The organism is Pontivivens marinum (genome assembly GCF_900231835.1).
In the GTDB taxonomy this organism is placed as follows: domain Bacteria; phylum Pseudomonadota; class Alphaproteobacteria; order Rhodobacterales; family Rhodobacteraceae; genus Pontivivens; species Pontivivens marinum.
The window spans coordinates 1,054,357-1,076,789 of sequence record NZ_OCTN01000001.1 but is presented as its reverse complement, the minus strand read 5'-3'; the positions used below and the strand labels follow the sequence as shown (position 1 = coordinate 1,076,789).

Here is a 22,433-nt window from a genome sequence, read left to right as displayed (position 1 = left end):
TGCTATTTGTTGCGGTAATTCAGCGCCTGTGGGCGGAATCTGCCAGAAAGCATCAATATGGATAGCAAAGATCGCCAGATTATCGCGGCATTGCAACGCAATGGGCGGTTGACCAATCAGGATTTGGCCGAGCAAGTCAACCTGTCGCCCTCGCCCTGCCTGCGCCGCACCCGCGCGTTGGAGGAACAGGGTGTCATCACCGGCTATACCGCGATTGTGGATGAGAAGACCTATGGCCTGCCCATCACCGCGCTGGTGCGAATCCGGCTGGAAAAACACTCGGCTGCGGTGGTGGAGCAATTCGAGAAGAAGGTGCTGGAAACAGAACAGATTCTGGACTGCTATATCATTACCGGCAGCGAGGATTACCTGCTGCGGATTTTGGTCGAGGATTTGCAGGATTACGAGGAGTTCGTGCGGCGAAAATTGCACTCCATCCCCGGAATTGGCTCAATCGATACCAGCTTTGCCTATGGTGTGCTGAAACGGGCGACCGTCTTTCCCGATATCGGGTGAGTGCATAGCGAATTCTACGCGCTGTGTTGGCGTGGATAACCCCGCGAGTGGCGGCGGTGCGGGTACAGCGGGCCGTGTGGAATTAACCGATGGCACCAAATTGCGCATTAAGGGGCAGCAATTGGTCAGGTCTGGTCAAAGGTTGCGGTTGAGCCTGCTTGGTGGCGGCGGCTACGGTGCTTCTGCTGGGCGTGATGAGACGCTCATCGCGAAATATCTACGCGCGGTCAAGATTACGCCAGCGCAGGCAAAACACGATTACGGATTTAAAGGATAGTATGATGGCTAATAAACCACTCGCGCTGATCACAGGTGCCGCACAGGGCATCGGATATGCTTGCGCCGAAGCACTGGCAAATGATGGCTACGGCGTTATTCTGGCCGATATTAACGAGGACGGCGTGAATGAGGCCGCCGCCGCGCTGGGCGCTGTTGCGGCCTATGCCTGTGATATGGGTGACACGGCGCAAATCACTGCGATGTTCGATGCGATCACCGCAGATCACGGCCCGATCCATGCCTTGGTCAACAATGCCGGCGTTGCAATGCCCGGTGATTTCCTGACCTACGAGCTGGAAACCTTCGAGCGGGTGATCGACATCAACCTGCGCGGCGTTTTCACGGCGACCCAACTGGCCGCACGCATCATGGTTGCGAACAAGATCGAGGGCGCGATCGTCAACATGTCCTCGATCAACGCGCAGGTCGCGATCCCTGCTATCCCCGCCTATTGCGCGTCCAAGGGCGGCGTCATGCAACTGACCAAGGTGGCAGCATTGGCACTGGCCAAGAACAACATCCGCGTCAACGCAGTTGGCCCCGGTTCCATCGATACGGAAATGATGGCCGGCGTGAACGCCAACCCCGATGCGTTCAAGGCGGCAATGTCGCGCACACCGCTGGGTCGTGCAGGCCATGCGCGTGAAATCGGCGATGTGGTGGCGTTCCTGTGCTCGAAAAAGGCCAGCTATGTCACGGGTGAGACGATCTATGTCGATGGTGGCCGTTTGGGTCTGAACTACACCTGTTAGGAACCTGTATCATGTCGCGCTACGAAGAAACCTATCAGGTTTGGCAATAGGACCCTCAGGTATCTTGGGGTAAGGCAGCGAAGCAGATCGACTGGTTTACCCCGCTACGGCGGTGTTTAACGCGGATAGCGGCGCTTATGGCCGCTGGTTCGATGGCGCGACATGCAATACGTGTTACAACTGCGTGGATCGGCACGTGTTGGCGGGTCGGATCATTGCGTCATTCTGCAACGAGAAGCACAGGCCTGCGATTTGATCGCAAGGCGAGATGTGGATTAGGCGCAGGAGTTTGATGCGGCCATTGCAGCGGGGGAAAGCACCGAGTCGGAGCCCGTTGCCGCGACCGATCCACTTTATATCCTGTATAATTCGGGCGCGACCGGTCAGCCCAAAGGCGTAGAACGCGTCTGAGCGGTTTATATCGTCCTTTATGGCTGAGTATCCGGGCTATTACGCGACCTCGGATGCGGGGGTGATCGACGAGGATGGCTATGTCTTCGTCATGGCGCGCACAGATGACATCATCAACGTCGCAGCGCACCGCCTGTCCACCGGCGCGATGGAGGAGGTCATCGCTCAACATCCCGCACCGTCTTGTTTGGTAAGGCTGACCCGCTAAAGGGGCAGGTGCAGCTCGTACGTGCTAAAATCGGGGCGGTTGCGGCCTTCAAACATGGGGTGGAGGTAAAGCGCCTACCCAAAACCCGTTCGGGTAAGGTACTGCGCGGTACAGTTCAGAAAATCGCGGATGTGCAGGATTTCAAAATGCCAGCCGCGATTGATGATCCGTTAATTCTAGATGAAATCACCGCGGCACTGGGTGCCCGAAACCTGATCGGACCAATCACATGATCGAACGCCAGCACACAAACGACCGGATGAGCAAAATCGTCACCCATAACGGCACAATCTATCTGTGCGGTCAGGTCGGCGCGGGCGATGGTGTTGCCGCGCAAACGCAGGATTGCCTTGGCCGGATTGATGCCCTGCTGGTCGAGGCGGGATCGGACCGCGAACATATCCTGCAAGCAATCGTTTGGTTGGCGGATATGCAGGACTTTGCCGAGATGAACGCTGTCTGGGACGCATGGATACCACAGGGCCACGCCCCCGCCCGCGCCTGCGGCGAGGCAAAGCTGGCCCGCGACGCGCTGAAGGTCGAGATCATCATTACCGCCGCCCTAAAACCCACGAGCTGAGGATTTTCCCTGAGCATCTCCAGCGGCAAAAGAATCGTACTGTGCGGATCAGTGTCGAGAAAATCGATCCTGATCCGCACCATTAACCAGCTTGAGGAACATCATGCTGGCAAAACCCTGATCCACGGCGCGCAATTGTGTGCACACATTTCAGTCCTGAACAGGGCGCCGCAGACGCTATTCAGCGCGGATTAGCGGCGCTAGCATCGGTGCAAAAGGAGTGCCGATGGATACGTTCACCCATGCCGCCGAGGAAGATGCCCGCAACGAGGGGATCCTGATCTGGCTCAACGGAAAACTGGTGCCGCGTGCGCAGGCGCTGGTCTCCGTCTACGATAGTGGTTTCATGCTGGGCGACGGCGTGTGGGAGGGGCTGCGCCTGTATAATGGTACATGGGCGTTTCGCGACCTGCATATCGAGCGATTGTTCGAGGCGGCAAAGGCTATCGACCTCGACATCGGCATGACCCCCCAACAGATCATCGCCGCGCTGGACAACACGCAGCAGGCAAATGAAATGGTGACGGATGCCCATGCCCGTCTGATGGTCACACGCGGTGTTAAAACTCGACCATTCCAGCACCCCGCATTGTCGCGCAGCGGCCCGACGATCACCATCATCATGGAACATTCCAAGGCTCAGATCGGTCGCCCGATCCGGTTGGCCACGGTGCCGCATCTGCGCGGTTTGCCAATGACGCAGGACCCCAAGCTGAATTCGCATTCCAAGCTGAACTGCATCCTCGCCTGTATCGCCGCCGAAAAATCCGGCGCGGATGAGGCGCTGATGCTGGATGTACATGGTTTTGTGAACACGACGAATGCCTGCAACTTCTTCATCGTGCGGCGGGGCGAGGTTTGGACCTCTACCGGTGATTATTGCATGAACGGTATCACCCGTGCGGCGGTGATCCGCATCTGCGGTGAACTGGGCATTCCGGTGCGGGAGAAGAACTACTCACTGGTGGAGGCATATGGCGCGGATGAGGCGTTCCTGACCGGATCATTCGGTGCGCAAACACCGGTGAGTGAAATTGACGGCCGCCAGATCGGCACGGGTCAGGGCGGGCCGATTATGCAGCGCATCCGCGAGGCCTATATGCAGGAGGTCGGCGCATGAAAATCGCGATGTGGTCCGGCCCGCGCAATCTGTCCACGGCGATGATGTATTCCTTTGCCGCGCGTGGGGATTGCACGGTGTGGGATGAGCCATTCTATGCCGCCTATCTGGACGCGACAGGGATCGACCATCCGATGCGGGCCGAAACCTTGGCCCAGTGGCAGCGTGACGGCCACACCGTTGCCAATGCCTGTGCGCAGGATGGCGTGCAGCCGCATTTCTATCAAAAGCACATGTGCCAGCACATGGTGGACGGGATTCCGCGCGACTGGATGCGGGATGTTACGAATGTGTTCCTGATCCGGCATCCGGCGCGGGTTATGGCCAGCTTTGCCGCGAAATACGAGGACCCGACCCTGTCCGATATCGGGTTCGTGCAACAGGCGCAGCTATTCGACGCCGTTGCGCAGGATACCGGTCACGCACCGCTGGTGGTGGACAGTGCGGATATTCGCGTCGATCCGCAGGGTAAGTTGAGTGCGCTGTGCACCGCGTTGGGCATTCCGTTCCGTGTGGAAATGCTGCACTGGCCCGCTGGCCCGCGACCCTATGACGGGCCATGGGCGCCGCATTGGTACGGGGCCGTGCATCGGTCCACCGGATTTGCCGCGGCGGAGGGACCATTGCCGGAATTGAGCGGACAGGCCGCCCGCTTGGCTGACGCGGCGATGCCCTGTTACGAACGGCTGGCCGCACACGCGATTTAGGATCGGCCCCGTGTTGCCTCGACCCGCAATGCGCCGCCCAACTGCATGCGGCGGCGCAAACTGCGTGAGATCTGATCGATGATAAAGGTCAGCAGGATCGAGACCAGAAGCAGCGCAATCACGCGGTCCAGCCGCAATTCCTGCACGCCGGTCTGGATGTAGAACCCCAATGTGGCGATGCCCAGCAGGCCCATGATCGCGCTTTCCCGCAGGATAATCTCCCACCGATACAGGCACAGGGCCCAGAACGTGCCGCTCATACGCGGAAACAGCTCCCACGCCCATAGGGTCAAGCCGCGCGGGGCATCGGGGCGGAGGTCCACGCCGGTTGCCTGCCGACCGGCCAGATGCGCGATGATCGCGCCATTATGCAGCGCCAGCGCCAGAATGGCGGGCAGCATCGATGCGCCCAGGATTTGCACAAAGACAAAGGCCAGCATGTATTCGGGGATGGATCGCAGCACCACCAGCACCCCATGCCCGATCACTGCACCGACCCGACCCGCCACACGCGGTACAATCGCCGGAAAGGCAATCGCCGCCAACAGCGCCGCGCCGGCCAGTGCGATCTGCGACAGGACGAGGGTATCCATCGCGCCGGGCCATGCCTGTTGGACGAAGACCTTATCCAGCCAACTGCTCCAATCCGCGCCGGTGCGGATCGGGGCGGGGATGATATCGTTGAGGAACCGCATCAGCGCGCCGGCACCCATTGGCGGCGATTTAAACAGGCTCAACGCCATGATCGAGGCCAGCAGGTAAAACGGCACCAACCGCCAGATCACCCAACGCCGCATCGGCAGGATCAACGCGAGGAAGATCAGCAGCACCGCCGTTGCCTCACCATACAGCCCTTGGCGAAAGGTGGATTCCAGCTCGAACCCCAATGTCGGCAACCCCACAAAGCCCAGCACGGCCGAGGAGCGCAGTCCGCATTCCAGTCGGTACAGCGTATAGGTCTGCATTTGTGGCAAGCATTGCGGAATACGCACCCAGATCAGGCGGATCGTGGCGGGCAGACCACGGGGCAGGGCGGCCTCGGCTGCGGGGTCTGCTTCCTCTAGGTACTCTGCGAAAACCTTGGCGAAAATCCCCGAATAGGGCAACGCGATGGCCAGCACGCCGGTTATCGGTGAAATGCCGGTGATGTTGAGCAGCAGCAGCGCCCAGAACAGTTCATGCACGGCACGCACGGAAACGCACAGCACCCGCACTCGCGCATAGATCGGGGCCAGTATCAGGCCAACAGTCGCGCCCAGCCCGACCCCGCAAAAGGCAAAGGCCAACGTCAATCCAGTGGCAGTCGCCAGTCCGGTAAAGTCGCTGAAGTCGGGGGTGATGATCCCGCGCCCCATCGCAGCCAGCGTCAGCCAAGGGTCCGGCCGGCGGGCGGTCATGTCGCTGAGCAATATCGCGATCAACGTCACAACGGCAAAGCCTGCCAATGCGTGACGCGCCTTCACCCGTATAGCTCCGCCAGATCGGCATCGCTAATTGCATCGGGGGCGGCATCAATGGCTACGCCGCCCGCCTGCAATCCGATGATGCGCGTGGCGAACTGACGGGCCAGTGCGGCGTCGTGCAGCACGACGATTGCGGTTTCGAACCGGTCCGCAATCCCCCGCAGCAGGTCGGCCCCCTGTGCGGGATCAACGGCGGAGACAGGCTCATCCGCCAGCACAATCTGACCACCGCGTAGTAACGCACGGGCCAGCGCGACACGTTGCCGTTGTCCACCGGACAGTTCCGCAACCGGGCGACGGCCAAGTCCGGTCAGGCCAACACGGTCCAGCACCGCATCCACCTGCGCACGCTGCGTAGCGCGGGGCCAGATCAGCGTGGCCAGATTGCGCGCCGTGCCGAAATCATCCAGCCGCCCCATCCAGACGTTGTGAAATACGCTCAGCGACCCGACCAACCCGTGATCCTGCGGCACCAGCGCGATACGTGGGCCGTCCTGTTGCGCGGCCAGCGCGGAGAGCAGAGTGCTTTTCCCCACGCCGCTGCGCCCCAAAACGGCAATCCGCTCCCCCTGCGACACACTGATACTAAGGTTGGGCAGGACCATATGGTCCCCCCATCCCAGCGAGCGATCCTGTAGGGAGAGCAGCGTTTGCATCAGTCGATAATGTCCAGCGCGCGGGCTGTATCCTCGATCGGCTGGTAGAAGGCGTTTTCCGCAGGAATGAACGCACTGCGCGGGAAGGAAGCCAGCAGCGCCTCGTCCTGCATATCGATCAATGCGGATTGAACACGGTCTGTGAAACCTTCACCAAAGCGGGCATCCACATCAGCACGGATCGTCCAGTTGTAATCAGGGTAGGGCGGGGTTTTCCAGATGATGCTGGCCTGCTCAACCTCTGCCGCGCCATCGGCCACAGCACGGTCGTAGACGGAATAGTTCATCGCGCCGATTTCATAAGCGCCCGATGCGACAAGGCGCAGCGTCTGTCCGTGATCGCCAGAAAAACCGACATCCGAGAACAGCTCCGTAGGCGCCTGACCGGTGGATTCGCGAATCCAGAATTCCGGCATCAAACGGCCCGAGGTCGAGGTCTGCGCGCCAAAGGTAAAGCTGCGTCCTGCCAGATCGGGGAATTCCTCGCTTGGCTGCAATCCGGTTGCGGCATTGGCGATGAAATAGGTCACAAAGGTCTCATCCTCGGCGCCCTGTGCGATGGCCTGCGAACCCGGAACCTGCAACCGCGCCTGCACACCGGAGAGGCCGCCAAACCAGCCCAGTTGGATTTGATCATTACGGAATGCGGTTACGGCTGCGGCGTAGCTTTTGACGGGGATGTATTCGACATCAACGCCCAGCTCGGCCTCCAGATACTCGGCCACGGCGCCAAAGCGTTCGATCAGCCTTGTTTCATCCTCATCCGGGATCGCCGAAAAGTAGAGTGTTTCGGCGCTGGCGGGCGCGCTCATCAGTAACAGGCAAAGAAATAGGCGCTTCATGTCAAATTCTCCAAGAGGTGCATGCTGTTAGGCTGTACCGCGTCGGTTGAATATTTGCCAGTGGAGGGCGCTGTTAAATCGAACACCTGTTTTCATCGGCGTGCAGGGTAAATCGATGTCATTTTGCATCAGGCGACTTGCGCGCCGCCGCATCCGCGTGTAGGTGCGCGTCCTTTCTGAATATACGGGATGGGCGCGATGGCCGACGACATGCTTGCAATCGACTTCGGAACATCGAATTCCGCCGCGGCGGTCCTGCGCGATGGTGTGCCGCACCGTTTGCCGATTGAGGTGGGCGCAGACACATTGCCCACCGCCGTGTTTTTCCAGACCGAGGGCGGCGAGATGCTGCTGGGTGAGGCCGCATCGCGCGCCCTGATTGCGGGGGATGAGGGGCGTTACATGCGGGCGTTGAAAAGCGTGCTGGGAACATCCCTGTTGAACGAGGAGCGCCCCATCGGGGGCCGCCGTCGCACGCTGGCCAGCATCATCACCGATTTCCTGCGGGTCGTGAAGCAGCGGGCCGAGGATGAGGCCGGTCAGACCTTTACCAGCGCGCTGTCCGGTCGCCCCGTGCATTTCCATTCCGGCGATGCCACCCGCGATGCCCGCGCCGAGTCGGATTTGCGCGCCTGTTACAAGGCCGCCGGTTTCGACGAGGTGCGGTTCTTGTTTGAGCCGGAGGCAGCGGCGCTGGCCTCGCACCAGCTCAACAAATCCGGCACGCTGGGTCTGATCGTCGATATTGGCGGCGGTACGTCGGATTTTTCGGTGTTTCGCACCGATGGGCAGCATGTGGATATCCTCGCCAGTCACGGTATTCGGCTGGGCGGTACGGATTTTGACCAAGTGACCTCTATGTCCCACGTTATGCGCCATCTGGGGCATGGGGGTGAGCTGCGCCGGACCTTTGGCAAGGGGCTGCTGCCGGTTCCCAATGATATCTACGCTGATCTGGCCTCATGGGCGAAGATCCCGTTTCTCTATACCCGTGATGTGCAGCGGCTGGTGGATGATATGGTCAAGCAGGCCGTGGCCCCCCGCGATATGGAGCGTCTGTCCTATGTGATCGAGGAACAGTTGGGGCATGAGCTGGCCTTCGCGGTGGAGCGCGGCAAGATTGCAGCGAATGGCGATCAGGATGCCGCCATCGACATGCGCTTTATCGAGGGGGGGCTGACCGCCCCGATCACGCGCACCTCGCTGAACGCGGCGCTGACCCCCTTTGCCAACCGCCTGCGTGAGGCGATGGAGCATACCTTTACCCTTGCCACCAACCGCCCCGAGGAAATCGGCTCCGTCGTGCTGGTCGGTGGTTCCAGTTTGATGGGTATGGTTGAGGAGCAGGCGCGTGCGCTGTGCCCAACCGCTGAAATTTCACGCTCCGAGGCATTTACGGCGGTGGTTGACGGGCTGGCGATCGGAACCGGTCACCTGTGATCGGTGATTAGAATGCCGTTGAGGTGGTCCAGCTCATGCTGAAAGGCACGGGCGCCAAAGCCATCTAGCGTGCCGCCAATCGGCGCGCCGTCGGGCGACTGCCCCTGCCACGCGATTTGCGGCGGGCGGGTGATGGCAACGCGTCCATCAGGGTGCAGGGTTGCGGGGATCGACAGGCACCCCTCCGCACCCTCCTCGGGATCACCACTGGTGTCGGTAATCACCGGATTGGCCACGATCATCTTGGGCGTGCCGGCATGGCGGAGCAGGGTTGTGCCATCGGGCTGCGTCGCGTCCAGCAGGAACAGGCGCACGCCCTCACCCACCTGCGGGGCCGCTATGCCCGCACCGCCCATTTCATGCCGAATTCGGGCCATATCCGCGATAAGGTCGCGCAGCCACACAGTGCCGAAATCAGTGACCGGCGCGGCGATGCCGGACAGAACAGCGGCAGGGGCGGTGACGATGGTGCGCATATGACCTCCTTGGTTATTGGCGTAGGGCCTCAACCTCACGGGCCATATCCTCGGCCAGATTCAGCAGCTCCGCCTGATCTGTGCCCTGATGTAGCTCCAGCCGCAGCGCCGTCAGATTGGCCTGATATCGCCGTGCCAACCGCTCGGGATTCGCATCGGAGGGCAATTCGCCGCACGCCACGGCTGCCTCGAAAACCGCCGCGATCTCTGCGCGCATTTCGCCCATATATTTGCGCGATTGCTGCGATATGATGGTGTCGGTGGATCGGGTGTCCACCATCGTTTTGGTCAACATGCAGGCCTGTCGCGCCGCATCATCGGCGGATAGTTGCGGATAGGCCCGTAGGTTATTCGCCAAGCCCTGTAACGGCGTCGCAGCCCGCGCCGCCTGTTTGCGGAACGAGGCGCGCGAGGCCGTGAAGTATTTTTCCAAGGCAAGCAGGTACAGGTTTTGCTTGCTTTGGAATGCGGCATAGATGCTGCCCGGCTTCATGCTCAACGCGCCCTCCAGATCCTTGAGCGAGGTCGCGTGATAGCCTTTGTCCCAGAACAGGGACATTGCAGCATCCAGCGTTTGATCGCGATCATAGGGGGTAGCGCGGGCCATGGGTCAGGACTCTAGATTTGCCAGTTGGTTCAGAATATTGGTGTAATTCTCAACCCCCTGCGCCCCTGTGACAAGGTGCCGACGGTTAAACACCACTGCGGGAACGCCGGAAATGCCCTGATTTACCCAGAATTCCTCGTTTTCACGCACGGTTTTAGCATAACGCTGATCGGTCAGCACGGCCAAGGCCTCATCCCGATCCAGACCTTGCTCTGCCGCGATATCGGCCAGAACAGCATTGTCGGACAGATCGCGACGATGGGTGAAGTGCGCGGTGAACAGCGCCTGCTTCATGTCGTTCTTACGATCCTGCTCACCCGCCCAATGCAGCAATTGATGCGTGTTGAACGTGTTGTGCATGCGAGAATTATCCGCAAACTGGAAGTCAAATCCCAGATCAGTGCCCAGAGCGGTCATTTGCGCACGGTTTTGCACGGATTGCTCACGCGTGGCGCCGTATTTCTCTGCAACATGCTCAAACCCGTCTTGTCCCTCTGGCGGCATGTTCACGTTCAGCTCGAACGGATGCCAGTGGATTTCGTGTGGCGTGCCGGTTTTTTCCAACGCTGCGGTCAGTTGGCGATAGCCGATAATGCACCACGGGCACATCACGTCAGAGATGATATCGATGCGAAGCGGTTCGGTGGTCATGGCAATCCCCTTTCAGGACGAGCGGCGGTTCAAAAACCAAAGCCGTAGGTCATTGGTGTCGAATATTAGCGAGACAGCATCAACCAGTAATAATGCCGTCAGGAACAGCCCATAGCTGTCAGAGCCATCGGGCCGCGCGAAAATCAGCAGTAGGACCAGCGGGGGCCATGTCAGAACATGCCCGCCTGAAACCAGCTTTGAAAAGCCACGGTCGCGGATCAAAATCCCGACGCTGATCAACATTCCGCCCCATGCAAGGGCAGCAATCGTAATGCCCATCGGCTGATCCAGATAGGCCAGCGTGGCCATATTGATCGGGCCGAGGATCAGCATCATCCATAGCTTGACCCACATTGGTAGTGCAGTGAACGAATGCCACATTTCTAACATGCTGCCCTCACGCACGTGGAATGTGCGGCCCCCGTAGGGACCGCACCATGGATTATGCCTTTTCGGCGCGGGTCCATGCGAACTTCTCGAACACGGAATCCACTGGCGTTTTTGCGAAGTGGTTGGTGTAGTTCGACATGATTTTCTGGCTGTAGCCCAGGATCACTTCGAGGATGTTCTTCTGGGTGAAACCCGCATCCAGGAATGCCTGTGTGTCTGCCTCGGCAACAAAGCCGCGATCGCGAACCAGTTGCAGCGTGAAGGTGCGCAGCGCCTCCAGACGTGCATTTGGCAGGGGTGTCTCGTTGCGCAATGCGTCGATGATTTCGTCATCAACCTTCATCATCTTTGCGATGCCGGTATGGGCTGGAACGCAGTAGTGGCAATCGTTCTCAACGTTGATGGCCTGCCAAACAACGGTCAGCTCATCCTTGTCAAAGCTGGTTTCCATGAACAGCGCATGCGCCTGCTGGTAGGCGTTCAGCAGGCTGGGGGATTCCGCCATAACAGCATGCAGGCCGGGCAGGCGGCCCATGGATGCAACGGATTTAGCGACCAGCTCCTTGGACTCTTCGGGTGCGGATTCTGCGGTGTGCTTGGTGAACGTAACCATGGGTATCTCCTAAGACAGGTTTGTTTCTCGACCCCTGATTTAGTTGTTTTGAGCGATCACTCAATAGGTAATTTGAGCAATCACTCAAATGTGAGGCGAAATGCAAAAAACCGACAGCAACCATATGTTGCTGCCGGTTTGATAAGACTGTTCCTGAAATTCGAGTGAAGCTTAGGACAATACGGAGTGAATGCCGATGTTGTGTCGCCCAGTGCGCTCGGAGTGTACGTAACCGTGCCCATTGCCCGCCGCACCATTCGAGCGCGGTGCTGACATATTCATCATTGCCATAACAATGAGCAAAAGCGCTGCAATCGGAGGCTTTATGCCAAGCGGTAGAATGGATGCGGGAACGTCTGGATGCAGATTCACGTAGACCAAGCTGAGCATGATCACGATGGTGATCGCATTTGCCACCTGAAAGAGCGGATTGAATGCACCGGTTCTGAGAGTGGTCCATGCATAGGAAAACAGTATCAGGACAATGCCGGCGCAAATCTCCGTCGCGTGAATCGTAATGATCGTGGTTTGCGGCATCGGCAGCTGGCTAAGCGTGACTAAATCAACAAACTTGTCGCTGAAAGGTGCGAAAAATTTCGACAGACCACCGATGAGTAGAACAGCTCCGAGAATAGCGCTCAATATGCGGCCAGCCTGTATGGTGGGCGTGCCGCCAATCTGGCGCAAGATCATATAGGCTGCCAATGTCACAGCGGCGACAGCAGCTAATAGAGATCCTTCACGTATCAATTGTTCCATTCTTCGTCTCCACGCTTACTCACATACGAATCACATTTTTGGTGCAATCAAAAAACACTTACTTTAACTACAGTTGCATAGCTTATACCGATCGGTCAACGTGCTGATGATGTGTGTTTTGATACAGAGCGCTGCATTGACCGCATCATTGTTGAGCGTTGGAGTAGAATATGAATGCAGCAGGCGAACGGTACGCGCTTGGCTGGAGGGAGCACTCTTGGATGGCGTGGGAAATAGCGTTCGATGCGGATGAGGTGCTGGAAAGCGCCGCAGAGGTCTTCTCGATCAAGGGATATGAGGCAACATCCATTTCTGATCTGGTCAAGGGAATGGGGATAAATAAAGGTAGTATTTACAATACCTTTGGTGGAAAGCGCGACCTGTTCCACGCAGTGCTGGCGAAATTTGTGGGCGATCAGCAGGCGGATGCGTTGAAGCGTCTAATGGTGCTGGAGGATCCGATTGCTGCGCTGATGATGCCATTTGACGTGGTCATGTCGCATACGGCGATGGGGCAGCAGGCAAAGGGCGGGCTGATTATTACCGTCGCGATGGATTTTCCCAATCATGAGGATGTCGCGCAGCAATTGGTCATGAAATCATTTGGTGGATTGCAGAAGTTCTTCGCAACCAAGATTGCCGAGGGGCAGCGCTCAGGTGCCATTGCGCCTGACCTTGATGCAGATGCGGCAGCAAAATCACTCACAGCTTTGATGGTGGGTTTTCGCGTGCTGTCACGCGGTGCCTTTGACACCGACGCTTTGAAAGCTGTGCAAAGCAGCGCGCTGCGGTTGGTTGGAGTGTCCGTGCCAGCGTAAATGTCGGGGGGATTAGCCGATAGTTCATGCGGTCGCCCAAGGCTGTGCTTGGTGCGGGCATTTGCGACGGTGGTAGCCGCCTCAAATTTTGGTGACACTTTGGATCGCCGCCTTGGCGATCTGATCGAAAATCGCGCGATCGTTTGAGGGGGAGGCAACGATCATGCCGCCCTCTAGCGCCGCAACGATGAGGCAGGACGTGTCATCCGGGTTTTGGACGCCCTTACGCTGGAGCAGCTCAAGCAGCCAAGTCCGGTTCATTTTGAAGAATGTCTTTGTTTTCTGGTTCACATTCTTTGGCAAGCCGATCGCCTCGGCCCCCATGATCGCGCAAAGGCAGATGGATTCGTCCAGCACGAGCGCTTGGGAATAAAGGGCGACGTAGCTGTTCAGCGCTGTTTGCAGATCGCTGGTGTCGATCTGGTCAAGCTGTTCCTTGAACTGGCTGGTGTAGCGATCAACCAAAGCCTCACCCAGATCGGGTTTGGTGGGGAAGTGGTAATGTACGCTTGCGCTCTTGATGCCGACATCGCCTGCCAGATCGCGAAAGCTCATCGCTGAGAAACCTGCGCCACGGACGCGCTTTTCAGCGGCATCAAGGATTTTTTCTTTCATAGTCGGTGGCATGGCTTGTCCTGTCTATCTGTTGGTAGATAGGCGTTGACAGTGTGGGTGGCAACATCTTATCGATTGCCTATCAACTGATAGATAGTCGCAATGCTGCGTTGTACCGGAAGGACGAACCATGGACCTAAATGCAAATTTTGATGAACGCGCCGTTGTGCATTCGGATCAGGTCCCCTGGGTTGCCTCCCCGATGAAGGGTGTCGACCGGCGGATGTTGGACCGGATCGGGGATGAGGTTGCACGGGCGACCACCATTGTTCGCTATGCCCCCGGCAGCGCGTTTTCGGCACATACCCATACGGGTGGAGAGGAATACCTCGTGCTTGATGGTGTTTTTCAGGACGAGCATGGTGACTTTCCGGTTGGCACCTATGTGCGCAACCCGCCGACATCCTCCCACACGCCCAGCTCCGCACCGGGGGCGACGATTTTCGTCAAGCTATGGCAATTCGATATGGATGACCGTCAGCAGGTCACCATCGATACCAACGCGCAGACGCCGCAGCCCGTGCGTGACGGTGTATCGGAAATTCCCCTGTTCAAGGATGCCCGCGAACGTGTGCGCATTGAACTATGGGATGCGAATGTAGCGGTGGCACAGACAGGCCATAACGGGTTTGAAGCGCTCGTGATCGAGGGGAGCTTTCGTGAGGGCGATGAGGACTTCCGCGTCAATTCATGGCTTCGCCTGCCGCCCAATACGCCGCTAAGCGCTGTTTCCGGTCCCGAGGGGGCACGACTCTGGGTGAAATCAGGCCACCTTGCAGCTACACCATCTGCCCCGAATGTTGAGGGCTGACATGTCAGAGCCACTTGCAATAATTGGCGGAGCAGGCGCGGGGCTTGGGAAAAGCTTGCTGCATACATTCGCGCAAAGCGGCTACACCGCCGTAGGTCTGAACCGGTCGGTTCCTGATGGTTCTAGTGGCATGATCCATGGCGTTGATCTGTCCGATCCGGATCAGACGACTCAAGCAGTATCGCGCCTTATCCAAGCCCATGGCGCACCAAAGCTGGTGGTTCACAACGCCGCGAAACTGGTGATCTCGGGCTTTGAGGACACCACGAATGCCGATTTTGAGGCCACTTGGAGCGCGATGGTGATGACTGCGGTTAATCTGGCCCGCAGCATTTTACCTGCAATGGTCGAAAATGGCGGCGGAACGTTTATCGTCTCGGGCGCGACGGCAAGCCTGCGTGGTGGTAAGAATTTTGCTGCTTTTGCTTCGGCCAAGGCGGGCCTGCGCGCGCTGACCCAATCGTTGGCGCGCGAATATGGGCCACAGGGCATCCATGTCGCACATGTGGTTCTTGATGGAATTGTAGATACGGATGCCAGCCGCGCGCTGCACGGGATGGACCCTGCACGGATGATGAAACCTGCGGATATTGCCCAGACCTACCTGTCCCTAGCGGATCAGCCGCGTTCCACGTGGACGCATGAGCTGGACCTCAGACCGATGGGAGAGGCATTCTGATGCAGACCGATATTCTGATTGTGGGCGGTGGTCTGGCCGGTCTTGCTCTTGCGGATCATCTGACCAGTCAAGGTCGGGATTTCTTGTTGCTCGAAGCGCAGGATCGGCTTGGCGGACGCATATTGACCAAAGAGTATTCGGGTGCTGCATTTGACCTTGGCCCTGCATGGTTCTGGCCGGGCCAGCCGCGGATGGCAGCGCTAGCGGAACGTTTCAATATCCCCGTATTTGAGCAATTTTCGACCGGTGACTTGGTTTATCAAGAGCATAGCGGCGCGGTGCAGCGCGGGCGTGGCTATGCCTCGATGGCGGGATCATACCGGTTGGCTGGCGGGATCGGCAGTCTGGTGAATGCCTTGGGAGATATCGTGGACCCAGCGAAATTTCTGACCAATACGCGGCTGATTGCGGTCGAGCATTCAGCAGGCAGCATCACAGCGCAGGTTGATCATGGCGGCACCGCGCAGATCATCAAGGCAAACAAGATCGTAATGGCCATTCCACCTCGGGTTATTGCTGATACCGTTTCGTTCGAGCCCGCTTTGGACGCGGCCCAAATGCAGGCGCTGCAAAATGTACCGACTTGGATGGCGGGTCAGGCGAAGATCATCGCAGTTTACGACCAACCCCACTGGCGGAATGCAGGTCTGTCCGGGGATGCTATGAGCCAACGCGGCCCAATGGTGGAAATCCATGACGCCTCGCCGATGCAGGGCGGCCCCTATGCGCTGTTCGGGTTTGTCGGGGTGCCTGCGGATGTGCGTGTCCTGCACAGGGACGAAATGATGCGCCTTGCCCAAGAGCAATTGATCGCGCTGTTTGGCCCTAAAATGGCATCCCCGATGCATCTTACCTTGCAGGATTGGGCGAGCATCCCCGGGATCGCACGCCCGCAGGATCGACAGCCTGTCAGAAGCCATCCCAGCTATGGCTTGCCTACGAAGCTGAGCGGTCTTACTGCGCGCGGCCTGATTTTTGCATCTACTGAAACTGCCCCTGAATTTGGAGGCTTTCTTGAGGGTGCATTAGAGGCGGCCGAGCGTGTGGCGAATACGCTAAGCTTGAACGAAACGATGTCGATGTAATTACCGATGGCCCAATTCTTGGGGCCATCGGTTGGGGGGCCCTACTGGCCCTGCCTGCGGCATCTACGTGTCTAGAAGTCCAGGTTCTGCACGTTTAACGCATTTTCCTGAATGAAGATGCGGCGCGGCTCAACCACATCGCCCATCAGCTTGGTGAAGATTTCGTCGGCGCTGTCCAGATGGTCAACCTTGACCTGCAACAGCGTCCGTGCCTCCGCATCCAATGTGGTTTCCCACAGCTGATCGGGGTTCATTTCGCCCAGACCCTTATAGCGTTGCAGGCTCAGGCCGCGCTCACCCTCAGCGATCACCAGATCGAGTAACTCGGTAGGTGCGTTCAGGGTCACATGCTTGTCCCGACGGTGCAGTTTGGCTGGTGCGGAATAGACCTCCTGCAAGGGGTCGGTCATCTGTGCAAGGCGCCGCCCCTCGGCCGAGCGGAAAACGCCGCCGTCCAGAGTACGGGTTTCCTCAACACCGCGTAGCACGCGTGAGAAACGGAGGCCGCTATCCTGTGTCGGGCGACCGGTCCAGCCACGTTCCGTATCCGGTGCGATCATGTTCAGGCGATCAGCAACACGGTCGGCAGCGGCCTGTGGGTCGCCCTGAATATTCTCGGGCAATAGCGCACCGGCAATCGCGGCCTGTTCCAGCACAACGCGCGGCACATGGGTCGGGAATGCGTTAACGATATTGCGCACCTGACGGGCCGTGCGCACAACATCGGCCAGATCGGCACCGGTACGCTGCTCACCCGAACCAAGCTCAAGGGTGGCATCGTTCAGGCCCTGTTCGATCAGGTAATCATCCAGTGCGGGGTGATCCTTCAGGTACACCTCGGACTTGCCGCGCGACACCTTGTATAGTGGTGGTTGGGCAATGTAAAGATGACCGTTTTCAATAAGTTGCGGCATTTGACGGTAGAAGAATGTCAGCAGCAGCGTGCGAATATGCGCGCCGTCAACATCCGCATCCGTCATGATGATGATCTTGTGATAGCGCAATTTGTCGATGTTGAACTCGTCGCGACCAATGCCGGTGCCAAGCGCCATGACAAGGTTGCCGATCTCCTGCGATCCCAGCATCCGGTCAAAGCGTGCACGCTCAACGTTAAGGATTTTACCACGTAGCGGCAGAACCGCCTGCGTTCCACGATCACGGCCCTGCGTTGCCGAACCGCCAGCGGAGTCACCCTCGACCAGCAGCAGTTCGGTTTTGGAGGGGTCTTTCTCGGAGCAATCCTTGAGCTTGCCGGCTAAGTAGCTGACATCCATCGGGCTTTTGCGGCGTGTCAGCTCACGCGCCTTGCGCGCTGCCTCACGTGCCTGTGCGGCCTCAACGATTTTGCTGACGACCATGCGGGCCTCTGCCGGGTTCTCCTCGAACCACTCGGCCAGCTTCTCGTTCATCAGGGATTCAACGGCGGGGCGCACCTCGGACGAGACCAGCTTGTCTTTGGTTTGGCTGGAGAATTTAGGGTCCGGAACCTTAACCGACAGCACGCAGGTCAACCCCTCACGCGCGTCATCACCGGCCAGCGTGACCTTCTCACGCTTCGCGATACCGGAGGAGGCAACGTAGTTGTTGATCGTACGGGTCAGCGCGCCGCGGAAGCCGGCAATATGAGTGCCGCCATCGCGCTGCGGAATGTTGTTGGTAAAGGGCAGCACATTTTCATGATAGCTGTCATTCCACCACATCGCGACCTCGATGCCGATCTCGTCCTTTTCACCGGTGATGAAGATAGGATCGGGGATCATCGCCGTTTTGGAGCGGTCCAGATAGCGCACGAATTCGCGGACGCCACCCTCATATTCCAGTGAGGTTTCAAGGGGTTCCACCTCACGCTCATCACGGATGGTGATGCGCACGCCCGAGTTCAGGAAGGCCAGTTCGCGCAGGCGATGTTCCAGCGTCGGGAACTTGTAATTCACGTCCGAAAACGTGTCGGTCGAGGCGAGGAAACGGACCTCGGTCCCTGTACGCTCGGTCGGGCCGAGGCGTTCGAGATGTTTGACGGTATCGCCACGCTCAAAACGGGCGACATGCTCAAATCCCTCACGCCAGATGCGCAGTTCGAGCCAGTCGCTGAGCGCGTTCACAACCGAGACGCCCACGCCGTGCAAGCCGCCGGAAACCTTGTAGGAATTGGAATCGAACTTACCGCCGGCATGCAGCTGGGTCATGATGACCTCGGCCGCGGAAACGCCTTCTTCCTCGTGGATGCCGACGGGAATACCGCGTCCGTTATCGCTGACGGAAACGGAGCCGTCATCGTGCAAAGTGACGCGAACTTCGTCTGCGTGGCCTGCCAGGGCCTCATCGATGCCGTTATCCACGACCTCGTACACCATATGGTGGAGGCCCGAGCCATCGTCCGTGTCGCCGATATACATGCCTGGGCGTTTGCGAACAGCCTCCAAGCCCTTGAGAACCTTGATGGAATCCGCGCCGTAGTCGCTCTGGTTCGCGGGTGTGTCCGCCATGTCCGAAATCCCCTATTTTGTAGCCTTTGTTCTAGCGCTTGCGCGGGGGATTGTCACGCCTCTGACATGAAATTCGCGGGGCTGCTTTGCGGCTGCTTTCTGGCTGCTATGTGGCTGGCACATTTCGGGCCGGTTTCAGGGCGGATGACGCGGCCCCGCGATTGGAGGCCGCGCCGGACATGCCTATCCTATTAGTGCGGGACAGTCAGTGAATGCTGCGCCGGCGTGGTGCTCGCAACATAGGCGTGGACGGCATCGGTGCGACGAGTCCATGCGGCAGTTTGCGCGACCTTTGCCTTGAGATGCAGCACGTCAAAGCCCGCGATGATGCGGTAGCCATGGGCGAAGCGTTCGGCGGCGTCCTGTTCGGTCATGGCAATACCGCCCAGCGGGATGCCGGCACCGCGTGCGGCCTGCTCCACCCTGGCGCATGCTTTCACGAAGTGGGGGTGATCGAACTGGCCCGGAATGCCCATTGTCGCGCTGAGGTCGAAGGCCGCGAGGATCATGTAGTCAATCCCTTCCTCGGCCACGATGGCGTCGATATTGCTGACGGCCTCAACCGTTTCGATCAGGATGCCGCAGGTCAAGCGATCCTCGATGGTGCGGGCATAGGTCATCATGTCGGAGGGCCAGCGCGAATGTGCGATGAACGGGCCGAACCCGCGTGAGCCCATGGAGCCGGGATAGCGCATCGAGGAGACAGCGCGGCGTACGTCCTCTACATCGCGAACCAGTGGGAAGATGATCCCCTCCGCGCCCAGATCCAGCACCCGCTTTACCTCATTATCCGCGATTTCGGACACCCGAACGACGGGCGCGCAATCGGTGCCCTGTGTTGCGGCGATCATGGCGTGGCAGGTGCCGTAATCAACAGCGCCATGTTCACGGTCAATCACAACAACATCCGCGCCCGATACGGCGATTGCCTGCGTCGTTACGGCGGATGGAATGACGTTCACATGCATGGACAGGCGCTGGCTGGGATCTGCGAGTTTTGCTTTGAAGGTGGTCATGTAACTCTCCTTTAGGTTGATGCATCGACCATCGAGGATTTGTTAATTCGGGTAAATGGGATAAGTTATTATACTTTTTATTAAAATCTTAACTTTCACTTAATCGTTGACAGGCAGCGTAAAGTGGCGGAATTGCGCCGTTTATTCGCATCCACAAATGTTAATTCAATGAAATCAGTGGTCGGTAATTTGGGAGATGCCGTTCACATCTTCGACTTTGAGATTCAACGCATGGTTGTTTATCTCTGCAAAGAGGCTTGCATCGGTTCCGGTCATCCATGCCTGAATGCCCAGATCGACAATTTCCGCGTAAAGCGCGGCACGTCGCGTGGGGTCCAGATGGGCCGCAACCTCATCCAGCAGTAAAACGGGGGTTCCCTGATCTTCGGCGGCCAGTGCGCGGGCATTGGCCAATACGAGTGAGACCAGCAGGGCCTTTTGTTCGCCCGTGGAGCAGGCGCGGGCGGCAACCCCCTTGGCCGTATAGATCGCGGACATATCGGCGCGGTGCGGTCCGATCAGCGATCTGCCTGCTGAGAGGTCGCGCGAGCGGTGCGCGGCCAGTCGTGCGGCAAGGTCGCTGCTATCCTCCGGCCCGTCATCGGGGCCGGTCAGGGTCAATGTTGCCGATGGGAATGCGGTCGTGGCCCCGTCCTGTGCGCGGCTGAGGCGGGTAATGGTGTTTTGCCGTGCGGCGGTCATGCGCAGGGCAGCCTCGGCCATATGTTGTTCAAGTGCTGCGTACCATGCGGGATCGCGGACCTGATCCTTGAGCAAGCGATTGCGTTCGCGCATCGCCTTTTCATAGCGCAGCACGGTATCGGCGTGGTCTGGATCAAAGCTGAGCGTCATCCGGTCGAGGAAGCGGCGTCGCTCCGCCGCGCCCTCCAGCCACAACCGGTCCATGACCGGCACCAGCCACACCACGCGCAGCAGGCGGCCCAGTGCGGTTTGCGATGTTGCCTTGTCGTCGATCCGCACGGTGCGCGAGGCATCGCCCTCGGCCCCCGTAACGATCTGGTGGTCAGCCTCTGCGGTGATTTCGGCGCGTACCCGCCAGCCGATAGCGTCGGGTTTCCGGCTCAGCTCATCCGACGTGGCGCGGCGCAGGCCACGACCGGGGGACAGCAGCGAGATCGCCTCAAGTATATTGGTTTTGCCCGCGCCATTCGGCCCCCAGATCGCGACGGGGCGTTTATCCGCCGCGATGGTGGTTTGGGAGTGGGACCGAAAATGCGACAGGCGCAGCGAGGTTATGTGCGGCAACGGACCGCGTTAGACCCGCATTGGCATGACGACGTAGATGGCGCTGTCATCATTGCCCTCACGCATCAGGGTCGGATCGCCCGAGGAGTTGAACAGGAACACAGCGTTTTCGCGGTCCACCTGACTGGCGATTTCCAGCAGGTATTTCGCGTTAAAGCCGATTTCCAGTTTCTCATCCGCATAGGCCACGGCCAGTTCATGATCGGCGGCACCGCTATCGGGGGCATTCACGCTGAGGATCAGGCGATCCTCGTCGATGGACAGCTTTACCGCACGCGACCGCTCGGATGAGACGGTGGAGACGAGGTTGACCGCGGCTGCGAATTCCTTGGCGTCTACTTCCATACGCTTCTGGTTCTGCTGCGGGATCACGCGGGTATAATCGGGGAACGAGCCGTCGATCACCTTGGATGTCAGGATAATGTCGGGGGTGGCGAAGCGGATCTTTGTCTCGGAGACGCTGACATCAATTTGCGCGTCGTCATCGGTCAGCAGCTTCAGCACCTCGGTCACGGTTTTGCGCGGTACGATCACGCCCGGAATGGCGTCGGCACCGTCGGGCAGTTCCGTGTCGATACAGGCAAGCCGGTGGCCATCCGTCGCTACCGCGCGCAGCATCTGGCCGCCCGGCGCTGTGGCCGAGTGCAGATAGATACCGTTGAGGTAGTAGCGGGTTTCCTCGGTCGAGATCGCGAACTTCGCCTTGTCGAACAGGCGGTGCAGCAGCGATGCCTTGGCCGTGAAATTCGTGTCATATTCACTGGATGCCATCACGGGGAAATCCTCACGCGGCAGGGTCGCCAGTGAGAAGTGCGAACGGCCCGCGCGGATTTCCATCCGGCCTGTCGCGGCATCAGCGTTCAGTTGCACAGTGGAGCCGTCGGGCAATTTGCGCACGATGTCATGCAGCATACCGGCGGCAACGGTGGTGGAGCCTGCCTGCTCAACCATTGCGGCGGTTTTGTCCACGACCTCGATGTCCAGGTCGGTGGCGCGGAATGAAATGTCTGCGCCCTCTGCCTCGATCAGGACGTTGGCCAGAATCGGGATCGTGTTGCGCCGCTCAACGACCGATTGTGCGCGGCTCATGGCCTTCAGCAGGGCGCTGCGTTCGATGCTGACTTTCATCGGTCGGACTCCATCTTGTGAGTGTCGGCTTGGTGGATAATCGGACGGAAACGGTAAGG

26 protein-coding genes and 1 pseudogene are annotated in these 22,433 nt (G+C 58.9%); 13 read left to right on the top strand and 14 right to left on the bottom strand.

Annotated features, from left to right (window positions below; all coding sequences use genetic code 11):
• Positions 1–57: 57 nt before the first annotated feature.
• The 8 genes and pseudogenes from CR254_RS05385 (at position 58) to CR254_RS05355 (ending at position 4,573) form a co-directional block, all read left to right on the top strand.
• Positions 58–516, top strand: coding sequence for an Lrp/AsnC family transcriptional regulator (locus CR254_RS05385; protein WP_097928749.1), 459 nt, complete (start codon positions 58–60; stop codon positions 514–516).
• A 31-nt stretch (positions 517–547) separates the two neighbouring features.
• Complete coding sequence (locus CR254_RS05380) at positions 548–793, top strand: hypothetical protein (RefSeq protein WP_097928748.1); 246 nt, start codon at positions 548–550, stop codon at positions 791–793.
• Between the two features lie 4 nt (positions 794–797).
• Positions 798–1,547, top strand: coding sequence for an SDR family NAD(P)-dependent oxidoreductase (locus CR254_RS05375; RefSeq protein ID WP_097928911.1), 750 nt, complete (start codon positions 798–800; stop codon positions 1,545–1,547).
• Between the two features lie 112 nt (positions 1,548–1,659).
• Positions 1,660–1,803 carry a hypothetical protein gene (locus CR254_RS18190; protein ID WP_245851389.1) on the top strand — a complete coding sequence of 48 codons (144 nt, stop codon included), beginning with the start codon at positions 1,660–1,662 and terminating at the stop codon, positions 1,801–1,803.
• A 144-nt stretch (positions 1,804–1,947) separates the two neighbouring features.
• Positions 1,948–2,399 (top strand): annotated as a pseudogene (gene prpE / locus CR254_RS18185) (propionyl-CoA synthetase); the annotation flags it as partial.
• Positions 2,396–2,746 (top strand): RidA family protein, encoded by a 351-nt coding sequence (locus CR254_RS05365; RefSeq protein WP_097928747.1) that lies wholly within the window; start codon positions 2,396–2,398, stop codon positions 2,744–2,746. The pseudogene prpE and the gene CR254_RS05365, both read left to right, overlap by 4 nt.
• A 226-nt stretch (positions 2,747–2,972) precedes the next feature.
• A complete protein-coding gene (locus CR254_RS05360) occupies positions 2,973–3,866 on the top strand; it encodes a D-amino acid aminotransferase (protein WP_097928746.1) in 894 nt (297 codons plus the stop codon).
• Positions 3,863–4,573, top strand: coding sequence for a sulfotransferase-like domain-containing protein (locus tag CR254_RS05355; RefSeq protein ID WP_097928745.1), 711 nt, complete (start codon positions 3,863–3,865; stop codon positions 4,571–4,573). The genes CR254_RS05360 and CR254_RS05355 overlap by 4 nt, the downstream gene beginning before the upstream one ends.
• Here the strand turns inward: CR254_RS05355 and CR254_RS05350 are convergent.
• The 3 genes from CR254_RS05350 to CR254_RS05340 are packed head-to-tail and all read right to left on the bottom strand — an operon-like array spanning position 4,570 to position 7,534.
• Entirely contained in the window at positions 4,570–6,036 is a 1,467-nt protein-coding gene (locus CR254_RS05350; protein WP_245851387.1) for a PhnE/PtxC family ABC transporter permease, read from the bottom strand. The two genes, CR254_RS05355 and CR254_RS05350, sit on opposite strands and share 4 nt — an antisense overlap.
• The gene (locus CR254_RS05345; protein ID WP_097928743.1) at positions 6,033–6,692 is read right to left on the bottom strand and encodes an ATP-binding cassette domain-containing protein; all 660 of its coding nucleotides are present in this window, start codon (positions 6,690–6,692) and stop codon (positions 6,033–6,035) included. Before CR254_RS05345 ends, CR254_RS05350 begins: the two co-directional genes overlap by 4 nt.
• Entirely contained in the window at positions 6,692–7,534 is an 843-nt protein-coding gene (locus tag CR254_RS05340) for a putative selenate ABC transporter substrate-binding protein (protein ID WP_097928742.1), read from the bottom strand. The genes CR254_RS05345 and CR254_RS05340 overlap by 1 nt, the downstream gene beginning before the upstream one ends.
• 198 nt (positions 7,535–7,732) lie before the next feature.
• Here CR254_RS05340 and CR254_RS05335 point away from each other — a divergent pair, with 198 nt between their 5' ends.
• Complete coding sequence (locus tag CR254_RS05335) at positions 7,733–8,974, top strand: Hsp70 family protein (protein WP_097928910.1); 1,242 nt, start codon at positions 7,733–7,735, stop codon at positions 8,972–8,974.
• Here CR254_RS05335 and CR254_RS05330 read toward each other — a convergent pair.
• The 6 genes from CR254_RS05330 to CR254_RS05305 all read right to left on the bottom strand — a co-directional run bounded on the left by CR254_RS05330 (position 8,965) and on the right by CR254_RS05305 (position 12,470).
• Positions 8,965–9,450 carry a peptide deformylase gene (locus tag CR254_RS05330; RefSeq protein WP_097928741.1) on the bottom strand — a complete coding sequence of 162 codons (486 nt, stop codon included), beginning with the start codon at positions 9,448–9,450 and terminating at the stop codon, positions 8,965–8,967. The two genes, CR254_RS05335 and CR254_RS05330, sit on opposite strands and share 10 nt — an antisense overlap.
• A 13-nt stretch (positions 9,451–9,463) precedes the next feature.
• Complete coding sequence (locus CR254_RS05325) at positions 9,464–10,057, bottom strand: TetR/AcrR family transcriptional regulator (protein WP_097928740.1); 594 nt, start codon at positions 10,055–10,057, stop codon at positions 9,464–9,466.
• 3 nt (positions 10,058–10,060) lie between these two features.
• Complete coding sequence (locus CR254_RS05320) at positions 10,061–10,708, bottom strand: DsbA family oxidoreductase (RefSeq protein WP_097928739.1); 648 nt, start codon at positions 10,706–10,708, stop codon at positions 10,061–10,063.
• 12 nt (positions 10,709–10,720) lie between these two features.
• Complete coding sequence (locus CR254_RS05315; protein ID WP_145996703.1) at positions 10,721–11,098, bottom strand: hypothetical protein; 378 nt, start codon at positions 11,096–11,098, stop codon at positions 10,721–10,723.
• Between the two features lie 52 nt (positions 11,099–11,150).
• Positions 11,151–11,711, bottom strand: a complete 561-nt coding sequence (locus CR254_RS05310; RefSeq protein ID WP_097928737.1) for a carboxymuconolactone decarboxylase family protein — start codon at positions 11,709–11,711, stop codon at positions 11,151–11,153.
• A gap of 171 nt (positions 11,712–11,882) precedes the next feature.
• Entirely contained in the window at positions 11,883–12,470 is a 588-nt protein-coding gene (locus tag CR254_RS05305) for a hypothetical protein (RefSeq protein WP_097928736.1), read from the bottom strand.
• 221 nt (positions 12,471–12,691) lie between these two features.
• Between CR254_RS05305 and CR254_RS05300 the strand changes: the two genes are divergently transcribed.
• Positions 12,692–13,288, top strand: a complete 597-nt coding sequence (locus CR254_RS05300) for a TetR/AcrR family transcriptional regulator (protein ID WP_180955886.1) — start codon at positions 12,692–12,694, stop codon at positions 13,286–13,288.
• 81 nt (positions 13,289–13,369) lie between these two features.
• Here CR254_RS05300 and CR254_RS05295 read toward each other — a convergent pair whose 3' ends face one another.
• The gene (locus CR254_RS05295; RefSeq protein WP_097928734.1) at positions 13,370–13,915 is read right to left on the bottom strand and encodes a TetR/AcrR family transcriptional regulator; all 546 of its coding nucleotides are present in this window, start codon (positions 13,913–13,915) and stop codon (positions 13,370–13,372) included.
• 118 nt (positions 13,916–14,033) lie between these two features.
• On the opposite strand from CR254_RS05295, the gene CR254_RS05290 reads away from it, so the two are divergent.
• From CR254_RS05290 to CR254_RS05280, 3 genes are read left to right on the top strand one after another with little or no spacing between them, the layout of a single operon-like run.
• Positions 14,034–14,714, top strand: a complete 681-nt coding sequence (locus CR254_RS05290) for a cupin domain-containing protein (protein ID WP_097928733.1) — start codon at positions 14,034–14,036, stop codon at positions 14,712–14,714.
• A gap of 1 nt (position 14,715) precedes the next feature.
• Positions 14,716–15,393, top strand: a complete 678-nt coding sequence (locus CR254_RS05285) for an SDR family NAD(P)-dependent oxidoreductase (RefSeq protein ID WP_097928732.1) — start codon at positions 14,716–14,718, stop codon at positions 15,391–15,393.
• Positions 15,393–16,478 (top strand): flavin monoamine oxidase family protein, encoded by a 1,086-nt coding sequence (locus CR254_RS05280; protein WP_097928731.1) that lies wholly within the window; start codon positions 15,393–15,395, stop codon positions 16,476–16,478. The genes CR254_RS05285 and CR254_RS05280 overlap by 1 nt, the downstream gene beginning before the upstream one ends.
• A gap of 71 nt (positions 16,479–16,549) precedes the next feature.
• Here CR254_RS05280 and gyrB read toward each other — a convergent pair whose 3' ends face one another.
• The 4 genes from gyrB to dnaN all read right to left on the bottom strand — a co-directional run bounded on the left by gyrB (position 16,550) and on the right by dnaN (position 22,374).
• A complete protein-coding gene (gene gyrB, locus CR254_RS05275) occupies positions 16,550–18,964 on the bottom strand; it encodes a DNA topoisomerase (ATP-hydrolyzing) subunit B (RefSeq protein ID WP_097928730.1) in 2,415 nt (804 codons plus the stop codon).
• Between the two features lie 191 nt (positions 18,965–19,155).
• On the bottom strand, positions 19,156–19,980 hold the full coding sequence (locus CR254_RS05270; RefSeq protein WP_097928729.1) for an HpcH/HpaI aldolase family protein: 825 nt from the start codon (positions 19,978–19,980) through the stop codon (positions 19,156–19,158).
• A gap of 174 nt (positions 19,981–20,154) precedes the next feature.
• Positions 20,155–21,246: a DNA replication/repair protein RecF gene (recF, locus tag CR254_RS05265; protein WP_097928728.1), complete on the bottom strand. Its 1,092-nt coding sequence runs from the start codon at positions 21,244–21,246 to the stop codon at positions 20,155–20,157.
• A 9-nt stretch (positions 21,247–21,255) separates the two neighbouring features.
• Entirely contained in the window at positions 21,256–22,374 is a 1,119-nt protein-coding gene (dnaN, locus tag CR254_RS05260) for a DNA polymerase III subunit beta (protein ID WP_097928727.1), read from the bottom strand.
• Positions 22,375–22,433: the final 59 nt, after the last annotated feature.

Bases quoted from the DNA above. Each gene is read 5' to 3' on its own strand.
- CR254_RS05355 (WP_097928745.1), top strand. From the start codon at position 3,863: ATGAAAATCGCGATGTGGTCCGGCCCGCGCAATCTGTCCACGGCGATG.
- CR254_RS05375 (WP_097928911.1), top strand. From the start codon at position 798: ATGGCTAATAAACCACTCGCGCTGATCACAGGTGCCGCACAGGGCATC.
- CR254_RS05300 (WP_180955886.1), top strand. From the start codon at position 12,692: ATGGCGTGGGAAATAGCGTTCGATGCGGATGAGGTGCTGGAAAGCGCC.
- CR254_RS05270 (WP_097928729.1), bottom strand. From the start codon at position 19,980: ATGACCACCTTCAAAGCAAAACTCGCAGATCCCAGCCAGCGCCTGTCC.
- CR254_RS05360 (WP_097928746.1), top strand. From the start codon at position 2,973: ATGGATACGTTCACCCATGCCGCCGAGGAAGATGCCCGCAACGAGGGG.
- CR254_RS05310 (WP_097928737.1), bottom strand. From the start codon at position 11,711: ATGGTTACGTTCACCAAGCACACCGCAGAATCCGCACCCGAAGAGTCC.
- dnaN (WP_097928727.1), bottom strand. From the start codon at position 22,374: ATGAAAGTCAGCATCGAACGCAGCGCCCTGCTGAAGGCCATGAGCCGC.
- CR254_RS05315 (WP_145996703.1), bottom strand. From the start codon at position 11,098: ATGTTAGAAATGTGGCATTCGTTCACTGCACTACCAATGTGGGTCAAG.
- CR254_RS05305 (WP_097928736.1), bottom strand. From the start codon at position 12,470: ATGGAACAATTGATACGTGAAGGATCTCTATTAGCTGCTGTCGCCGCT.
- gyrB (WP_097928730.1), bottom strand. From the start codon at position 18,964: ATGGCGGACACACCCGCGAACCAGAGCGACTACGGCGCGGATTCCATC.
- CR254_RS05335 (WP_097928910.1), top strand. From the start codon at position 7,733: ATGGCCGACGACATGCTTGCAATCGACTTCGGAACATCGAATTCCGCC.
- CR254_RS05330 (WP_097928741.1), bottom strand. From the start codon at position 9,450: ATGCGCACCATCGTCACCGCCCCTGCCGCTGTTCTGTCCGGCATCGCC.
- CR254_RS05345 (WP_097928743.1), bottom strand. From the start codon at position 6,692: ATGCAAACGCTGCTCTCCCTACAGGATCGCTCGCTGGGATGGGGGGAC.
- CR254_RS05325 (WP_097928740.1), bottom strand. From the start codon at position 10,057: ATGGCCCGCGCTACCCCCTATGATCGCGATCAAACGCTGGATGCTGCA.
- CR254_RS05385 (WP_097928749.1), top strand. From the start codon at position 58: ATGGATAGCAAAGATCGCCAGATTATCGCGGCATTGCAACGCAATGGG.
- CR254_RS05320 (WP_097928739.1), bottom strand. From the start codon at position 10,708: ATGACCACCGAACCGCTTCGCATCGATATCATCTCTGACGTGATGTGC.
- CR254_RS05340 (WP_097928742.1), bottom strand. From the start codon at position 7,534: ATGAAGCGCCTATTTCTTTGCCTGTTACTGATGAGCGCGCCCGCCAGC.
- CR254_RS05285 (WP_097928732.1), top strand. From the start codon at position 14,716: ATGTCAGAGCCACTTGCAATAATTGGCGGAGCAGGCGCGGGGCTTGGG.
- CR254_RS05295 (WP_097928734.1), bottom strand. From the start codon at position 13,915: ATGCCACCGACTATGAAAGAAAAAATCCTTGATGCCGCTGAAAAGCGC.
- CR254_RS05290 (WP_097928733.1), top strand. From the start codon at position 14,034: ATGGACCTAAATGCAAATTTTGATGAACGCGCCGTTGTGCATTCGGAT.
- CR254_RS05280 (WP_097928731.1), top strand. From the start codon at position 15,393: ATGCAGACCGATATTCTGATTGTGGGCGGTGGTCTGGCCGGTCTTGCT.
- CR254_RS05365 (WP_097928747.1), top strand. From the start codon at position 2,396: ATGATCGAACGCCAGCACACAAACGACCGGATGAGCAAAATCGTCACC.